This is a genomic window from Sphingomonas sp. CCH9-E2, from assembly GCF_001557215.1.
In the GTDB taxonomy this organism is placed as follows: domain Bacteria; phylum Pseudomonadota; class Alphaproteobacteria; order Sphingomonadales; family Sphingomonadaceae; genus Sphingomonas.
Genome location: NZ_LSJM01000380.1, coordinates 1 through 2,890, shown reverse-complemented (window position 1 = coordinate 2,890; position 2,890 = coordinate 1). Strand labels below are relative to the sequence as shown.

At 64.5% G+C, this 2,890-nt stretch carries 3 protein-coding genes; 2 read left to right on the top strand and 1 reads right to left on the bottom strand.

Annotated elements, in window-relative coordinates; genetic code table 11:
* Positions 1 to 460: 460 nt before the first annotated feature.
* Positions 461 to 841, bottom strand: a complete 381-nt coding sequence (locus AX681_RS17510) for a hypothetical protein (RefSeq protein WP_066656324.1) — start codon at positions 839 to 841, stop codon at positions 461 to 463.
* Between the two features lie 106 nt (positions 842 to 947).
* Here AX681_RS17510 and AX681_RS17505 point away from each other — a divergent pair, with 106 nt between their 5' ends.
* Complete coding sequence (locus AX681_RS17505) at positions 948 to 2,216, top strand: hypothetical protein (protein WP_066656326.1); 1,269 nt, start codon at positions 948 to 950, stop codon at positions 2,214 to 2,216.
* Positions 2,217 to 2,276: 60 nt separating this feature from the next.
* Positions 2,277 to 2,816, top strand: a complete 540-nt coding sequence (locus tag AX681_RS17500; protein ID WP_066656328.1) for a hypothetical protein — start codon at positions 2,277 to 2,279, stop codon at positions 2,814 to 2,816.
* The last annotated feature ends 74 nt before the right edge of the window (positions 2,817 to 2,890 follow it).

Below are 2,890 nucleotides of genomic sequence, written 5' to 3'. Positions count from 1 at the left end.
TAGAACGGACCCAGATATACGCTAAGCGCCGACAGCCCCGCTCAGGTGTCGGCAAACACCTGTTTGTCGATTAGCGATTTGTCGTGTGTCTGAACATCCATGCCGTCACGCCGCTGCAAGATCCGACAGCCAGAAAGAAAGACCACAAAGATATAAAGGCAAATCGGCCCGGGCCGGCCTGCATATTAGGGGCTACGACACGAAAGTATGCTGAGCGTACGCCAGACGTGAACGATCAGCGAACACGAGGCCGCGTCATGCAGCGAGCAACGATGTGGGTGGCGCTGGGCGGACCACACGGGCCGTCTATTTTCCTTCGGGAACGAAAGGGCAGCAGCCCGTGGTGTTCCCCGCGCGGGCGGGCCTCCGGGGGAGGGGCGCGGCGCCAGCGAACCTACGTCGCGCCCCGGGCGCGGCGCTTACCAGACACTAATGATGGGTTTGGCGTAGCCGCATTGACTTATAGTTTTTCGTCATCCCCTTCGCCGAGCCATGCAGGAGACGAAACGTGAAGTGGCGTGAAGTCCAGCGGTGTCGGATCCTCGCCTCGGCCATTATCGAAAAGCATCTGCGCCAGTCCGCTCGTCAACACGCACCGGTGCGGACCAGGATGCTCGACGATGCCTTCATGCAGAACCGGGCCGTACTCAAATATCACTCCCCCGGACGGCTGCACCCGCCGGCCGATCTCGGCGGCTTCGCATTTCCATGGATCAACCCGATTCTGGATCAGAAGATCAAGGCCACTCCAGTCCGACCAGAAGATACCGATGGCCGCGCCGGTATCCTTGATGCGGATGAAGTAGACCTTCGTTCCATCGGTGTCTCCGTCATCGTCCATCGCTGCCTCCTGTCGCAATCAAGTCGTGACGCTCCAATCTTTTAACATATATATTGGCAAAAGGAAGCTGCCCTGATAGAGGTAGTTCGGAAAGGGGCGCTCGGCGATGTGGCGATTCGGATGGAAGACGGCGGTGATCGCTCTCCTGTCGTTTTTGCCAGCGGCTTGCGGCTCCAATGCAAGCACTCAGCATGAGAGCGCCAAACCAGATACGAATGCCGAGCAGGTGCAGGCATCGGCCGGGAAGCCCGAACAGTCGGGCGATTGCATCGTTTCCCCGGTGGCAGAAGCCGAGAGCATCGCGCTCGACGATACACGCTGGCAGCGCTTCGATTTCTGGGTCGACCGGATGCGCCGCGGCGTCGCGCGACCCGCCGACGCCGGCGACCGGTCCGGCATCGGGCAATTCTGCGGCAGTTGGCTGGTAACGGTGCGTCAGCCTGATGCCGATAGTCGGTCGGGGACCATCGGTCTGACGGTGATGCCTGACGGCAGCTATTTCGCGCTGGTCCGTGACGGGCTGGCGGACGATGGCTACGAGTTCCACGTCGATCGCGGGCAACTGGCGGCGAGCGAGCGCGGTCTGCGCTTCGTTTCCGATCAGGGCTGGAACGACGAGGGACAATGGTTGCCGGTCAAGGGCGGCGGCATGGTCGCGATGATGCTACAGCGCATCCTGCTGTTTCAACCGATGGGGCCAATTGCCGGCCGACAGGTGCGGGCCGTGGCGGACAGCGTGGCGACGACGGGCAAGGACATGGCCTCCAACGTCGCGCTGGCGTTGGCCGTCGCGCACGCCTGGTCGCCCGACGCGGAACTGCGCGCGCTGGAGGCGCGACCGCACGATGGCGATTTCGCGAACCCGGTCATCGTCCCGTCCTTCTATTCGCCGCAGAAGAACGTGACGATGGTCATGCTGTTCGATCCCGCCAAGGGGCAACTGCCGTCCGGCCGGACCTATCCGGGCGATGCGACCGGCACGGCGCACGCCATCCCGGCCGCGGCGACAGGCCTGCCGGCGGTCGCGGGCGGCAGTCGCGACGACGGCCCTGCTGTCTTGCGGTGGTGGGGAGACGGAGACGCCGCGGGACTGTGGTGGGTGTTCGGGCGCCCGATGACCGCGAGTGGTCGCGGCGACATTTGCTATGATGTGAAGCAGGGCACGACGCGGGACTGCCGGGCGCTGTTCGGCGATGATGTCGCCGATTACGAACGGCGCGCTGCCCAAGTCAGACGCGCACGTGCGCGACCGCCTGCGCCGTCTCCGTTGCAAGAAGGGGAAGCGAACGGCTGGTTCCTACCCCCGTGTGCGCGGGGCGGATTCGCGGCCGGTGATCAATGCTGGGACGGCGGTCCGAAGACCGTGGTGCAATGAAATGAACCGGGGCGTTGGAACCGTGGTGCGGGAAAGGCGATGATAGGGAAAGTATCGAGCGTGGCGGGCAATCTGCTCAAGGTCGGACTGATGGTCCTGTTGGCAGTCTGGGTCTGGGGCGCGCGCCGGCAGGCGGGCGACCGTCACTGCTATCCGGTGAAGGCGACCGAGGAAGAGGCGTTCGGTGTCTTCGACTGGATCGCGACCGGGTGGGACTGGCCGCTCCACTGGATCAACGGCACGCGCGCCGAACCGATCCCGTGCAAACCGGGCGTCATCGGCATCATGCAGGGCAAGGTCACGGTCGATATCTCCGACGACGTTTGGAGGGGGAGCGAGGCGTTTCGGAGCGAGGCGTTTCCTGGCGTCGGTGGGGTAGTGAAAAACGGGCACAACCCGCTCGACGCCATAACCAGCTCGCCGGTCGGGCATCGCTATCTCGATCGCTACCTGGCCGAGCATTCCGGCAACCGGGCCGCGACGCCGGGCGCCACACCGACCACCGCCACTGGCGACGAGGATCAGGGTCTCAGCCCCGAGGCGCGCGACCTGTTGGACCGGCGCCTGCAAGAGATGAATCGCTCGAACGTTCAGCGGTGACACGCGCCATGCGCAGCGGATGGCGCGCGGCATGGCGGGCGAGCAGCATCGCCGCCGCTTGCGCGGTATCGCGT

Bases quoted from the DNA above. Each gene is read 5' to 3' on its own strand.
- AX681_RS17510 (WP_066656324.1), bottom strand. From the start codon at position 841: ATGGACGATGACGGAGACACCGATGGAACGAAGGTCTACTTCATCCGC.
- AX681_RS17505 (WP_066656326.1), top strand. From the start codon at position 948: ATGTGGCGATTCGGATGGAAGACGGCGGTGATCGCTCTCCTGTCGTTT.